Source organism: Clostridium sp. (assembly GCF_051654825.1).
Taxonomy (GTDB): Bacteria; Bacillota; Clostridia; order Clostridiales; family Clostridiaceae; genus Clostridium.
The window spans coordinates 1-4,217 of the sequence record NZ_JBOFYU010000048.1; the positions used below are offsets into that span (position 1 = coordinate 1).

Annotated in this window: 4 protein-coding genes; 3 read left to right on the forward strand and 1 reads right to left on the reverse strand. The window is 28.5% G+C overall.

Annotated features, from left to right (window positions below; translation table 11 throughout):
- On the reverse strand, window positions 1-544 hold a 544-nt coding region (locus ACRDBA_RS02945), incomplete at its 3' end, for a TetR/AcrR family transcriptional regulator (RefSeq protein WP_438571440.1).
- A 132-nt stretch (window positions 545-676) separates the two neighbouring features.
- On the opposite strand from ACRDBA_RS02945, the gene ACRDBA_RS02950 reads away from it, so the two are divergent.
- From ACRDBA_RS02950 to ACRDBA_RS02960, 3 genes are all read left to right on the forward strand, one after another.
- Entirely contained in the window at window positions 677-1,420 is a 744-nt protein-coding gene (locus tag ACRDBA_RS02950; RefSeq protein ID WP_438571441.1) for a flavodoxin family protein, read from the forward strand.
- Between the two features lie 115 nt (window positions 1,421-1,535).
- Complete coding sequence (locus ACRDBA_RS02955) at window positions 1,536-3,512, forward strand: ATP-binding cassette domain-containing protein (protein ID WP_438571442.1); 1,977 nt, start codon at window positions 1,536-1,538, stop codon at window positions 3,510-3,512.
- Window positions 3,513-3,961: 449 nt separating this feature from the next.
- On the forward strand, window positions 3,962-4,217 hold a 256-nt coding region (locus ACRDBA_RS02960), incomplete at its 3' end, for a hypothetical protein (RefSeq protein WP_438571443.1).

The window sequence follows — 4,217 nt, forward strand, 5'->3', positions numbered from 1 at the left end:
TTGTTTGAGCAGAAATAATTTGAGCTAATTTTTCAGGTGGTATATTTTTACCGTTTTTAATCCACTCAGTTAATATACTTATACAATTAGATACTCTCATTTCTATAAAATAATTAATATAAGATGTAATAACCTTATGATCAGTTATAGATGATGAGGATATAAAAAAGTCAATTTCTTTTCTTAAATTATCTTTTATAATGCTTTCACGCTTAGCCTTAATTAGTAACTCAATAATTTCTGAGTTATCATACCAATAAGTAAGAAATGGCTTTAAAAATGACTTATCTTCAGACTCATTTAATTTATAATAATCAATGCAGTAATTACGAAATTCAAAAAACTTTTCATCACATTTCATTTGCAATACATCATCTATAGTTTCAAAATTTCTATAAAAAGTAGTTCTGCCAATATTGGCTTCATTTACTATATTTGTAACAGATATTTTAGAGTAATCATTAACCTTCATTAATTCTTTCAATGCTTCATATATCCATTGGCTAGATTGATTTGACCGCTTATCATTTTTTTTATGATACATTTTAATACCTCCTGTACCACATCTCTATAAATTATTGTGAATTATATGAGTAAATTATATAATATCAATTAATACGGAACAAGTGTAACAAAAATGAAGTCTATTAACTATGTGTAATTTATGGGGGAAATTATGAAAAAGATATTATTAATTAATTCAAGTAATAGAAAGAAAAATACATATAAACTTTTAAAATCAGTTCAAAGTATATTACAAAGCAATGGATATGAAACTGAGCTTATTAACCTTAATGATTATAAAATTGACTTTTGTAAGGGCTGTGAAGTATGTGTTTTAAAGTCTAAATGCTTTGTAAAGGATGAGGTAAACTTAATAATAGAAAAAATAATTAACTGTGATGGATTAGTTATAGGAACTCCAGTTTACTTAAATAATATGAGTGGAATATTAAAGACATTTATTGATAGAACATGTAGCTGGTTTCATAGAAGTGAAGTTTATCAAAAGCCTACCTTACTTCTTGCAAATACACAAGGCTCAGGTATAGAAAATACATTAAATTCTATTAAAGAAGTTATGACACAATGGGGCGTTGCATTAGGTGGTACTGTTTCAAGAAATGGTAGAACCTTTAATAAACCTATTGAGGAAAAGGAATTAGCAAGATTTATTAAGCTTATTGATTCAAATGGTAAGGGATACTCACCAAGCTTTAAGGAAGTATATACCTATAGCATACAAAGAGCACTAGCTACTAATGTATTTCCTTTAGATAAAAAATATTGGGAAGAAAAAGATTTATTAGATAAAGCTTATTTTCCAGGGGCAAAGGTTAGTCCTTTAAAAAAGATATATGGAAATGGTCTTTATAAAATATTAACTAAAGTAATAAAGCCAATTGATAAGGTAGAATAATAAAAATATAAACTTGTCATTAACAAAAAGTTAATTTGGATAATGGCAAGTTCTCATATAACATATTGATAAAAGCAAAAAGAGTTTAAAACTAAAGAGGGATGGGAGATATTATATGGAGTTATTACAACTAAAACAGATTAATAAAAGTTACAAAATAAGCAGCAACCAAAGCTTCCAAGTATTAAAGGATATTAATATATCATTTAATAGGGGGGAGCTAGTATCTATCATAGGAGAATCAGGTAGTGGTAAATCTACCCTTATGAATTTAATTGGGGGATTAGATTCTCAGTTTGAGGGAAGCTTATTGCTTGAAGGAAAAAATATAGGTGATTTTTCAGAAAAGGAATTAGATAATTATAGAAAAAATAATATAGGCTTTGTATTTCAAAGCTGTAATTTAATACCTCATTTATCTATATTAGATAATGTAACTATAGCATTAACATTATCTAATATTAATAAGGAAGAGCGTATATTAAAGGCAACAGAAGCTTTAAAGCAAGTAGGTTTAGAAAAGCACATACATAAAAAACCTAATCAATTATCAGGTGGGCAAAGGCAAAGGGTTGCAATCGCAAGAGCTTTAATTAATGATCCAGATATAATATTAGCTGATGAGCCAACAGGTGCTTTAGATTCTGAAACAACAGGACAAGTGTTAAGGATAATAAATGATATTGCAGCAAAGGGCAAGCTTGTAATAATGGTAACTCATTCAGAAAAGGTTGCAGCTCATTCAAGTAGAATAGTTCAAATAGCTGATGGAGAAATTATTAGAGATAGTTCAAATGAAGTATTAGCTGAAATTGCAGCTACTGTAGACCATAGTGAAGTAAAAAGCCCAGGGGCTAATAAGAGTGAAAACTTAAGCTTCTTTTCTGCAACAAAGCTAGCAGTATATAATATGAAACAAAAATTAAAAAGAAATATATTAGTATCTCTAGGAGTAAGTATTGGGATTATGAGTCTTATTATAATGCTTGCCTTAGGTGATGGTATGAAAGCATATTTTAGCAATATGATAGAAAACTTTATGAATCCATTAGTAGTTGAGGTAAATATGCCAACTAATATGGACCCAAATGATCCATCATCAGCAATGAAGGCTATGATGGGAGAAAAGGTAGCCTTTGAAGAGGAAAATATAGATGAGCTATCTAAGCTAGAGGGAGTAACTGAATTAGAAAAAGGCTTTACTTATATAGCTATGCCAGGAACTAACTCATTAAAGTTTGAGGATAAACAAAGTGACTTAATGGGATTATTAAGTACATCATCTACATTAACAGATAAAAACATAGCAGAGGGTAAATTACCTGGTGAAAATGAAATTTTAATTAATAGTCTTGTTGTAGACAAGCTAGGTGAAGATATTGTTGGAAAAACAGTTGCTTTAAATGCTGTAATTGATGGAAGAGTTGTTAAAGGTGATTTTAGAGTAAGTGGTGTTTATACAGCTGGTGAAAATAATGGAATGGTTGATACTATGGAATTAGCTTATGTAAATTATGATGACATTGAAAGAATATTAAATAAAGATAATGAAAGCTTAATTCCAAATGTGGTTTACTTAGTAACAGATAATGAGGATATTGCTAGTAACATCAAGGCTCAAGTATCAGACTTAGGATATGCAGGACCTACAGCCGAAGCTATGGGTGATCAAATGATTAGTATGTTAAATGTATTAACAGTAGTAACAACAGGAATTGCAGCAATATCATTAGTAGTTTCTTCAATAATGATTTTAGTTGTACTATATATAAGTGTTGTTGAAAGAACAAAGGAAATTGGATTACTTAGAGCTATAGGAGCAAGAAGTAAGGATATTAAGAGAATATTTGTATCAGAAGCATTTTTAATAGGCTTATCAAGTGGAATAATAGGATTAACTGGAGCGTTTTTAATATCTCTAATAGTTAATAAGGGTTCTATGGAAATATTTGATATAGAAGTTATGAATATTACACTTACTTATGCATTATCAGGCGTTGCAATAAGTACAATTGTAAGTATGACTGCTGGATTATTCCCCGCTAAGAAGGCTTCAAAGTTAGATCCAGTAGATTCATTAAGAACAGAATAAAAAAACAGAAGCAATAGTATATACTTACTATTACTTCTGTCTAAAACTTAAGGGTTTTGTAAAAATAAAAGAAAAACTATTGATCTCCTTTATTATACACATATCTTTATTAATATTAGCTTACATTAAAGTTACAAAAATATGTATAATATTACAAGTTGATTACAGTTTACTTAAAGGTAGTAAATTAAAAAAGAAGTACTAGTGTTAGCATCCACTAGTACTTCTTTTTTAAATTTAAAAGGCTTGATAATAATAAAAGAAAAATTATTTTTATCACCATTATTATATAGTTGATTTCGTTAAAATTAGATTACAATAAAATTACAAGAAGAATCTATTCTTACTAATTAATAACAATTCCATTACAGTATACTTACATTTATATACATTAAATTTAAAACATGGTAATATCAGGGTGAAAATAAATATATTAGGAGGATGAGAGGATGATAAACAAAAAAGTAAAAAGCATAATTGCTGCTGCATTATCTGTAGGTATCTTACTACCAACAGTAATTAATCCAGTCAATGTTACTGCAAAGACAAATAGTGAAGTTGTTTCAAAGGAACAAAAGGAAGCTAACAAAGTTAATATTGCACAAGGCAAAAGAGTTTATGGAAGAGACGATAGCAAAAAGAATGTATTAAATAATGCTATTGATGGCGATATTAAGACTTATTGGGATGGTGGACAATATCCAT

What these genes read in the sequence shown, in the direction of transcription:
- ACRDBA_RS02950 (WP_438571441.1), top strand. Translation starts at nt 677, where the DNA reads ATGAAAAAGATATTATTAATTAATTCAAGTAATAGAAAGAAAAATACA.
- ACRDBA_RS02955 (WP_438571442.1), top strand. Translation starts at nt 1,536, where the DNA reads ATGGAGTTATTACAACTAAAACAGATTAATAAAAGTTACAAAATAAGC.